Source organism: Vibrio sp. S234-5, assembly GCF_000960595.1.
Taxonomy (GTDB): Bacteria; Pseudomonadota; Gammaproteobacteria; order Enterobacterales; family Vibrionaceae; genus Vibrio.
In genome coordinates this window covers 1-289 of the sequence record NZ_JZAM01000119.1, presented here as the reverse complement: position 1 = coordinate 289, position 289 = coordinate 1, and the positions used below count along the sequence as shown (strand labels likewise).

Below are 289 nucleotides of genomic sequence, written 5' to 3'. Positions count from 1 at the left end.
CGCGAACATTGGCATGATGTACGAGTTTAACGAGCGTCATCGCTTAGGTTTAAGCTACAAGCACAGCCCTAACATTGATGCCAAGGGTGACATCCACTTTGCTGGCGAATCGTACGACTCGCTTGCTATGCCGCTACCGGATATTGCGGAGTTTTCCGGTTATCACCGCGTCTTACCTAAATTTGCCCTGCACTATTCTGTGCAGTGGATTGGTTGGTCAGCATTTGACAGCTTGAAAGCCGATGATCAGTTGCTAAAAGATTTTCAGTGGCAAGACTCCGCGCACTAC

Annotated in this window: 1 protein-coding gene; it reads left to right on the top strand. The window is 48.8% G+C overall.

Annotation, left to right across the window (positions count from 1 at the left end; all coding sequences use genetic code 11):
* Window positions 1-289, top strand: a 289-nt coding sequence (locus tag UF06_RS04365) for an outer membrane protein transport protein (RefSeq protein WP_045569349.1), incomplete at both ends; no start/stop codon positions are given.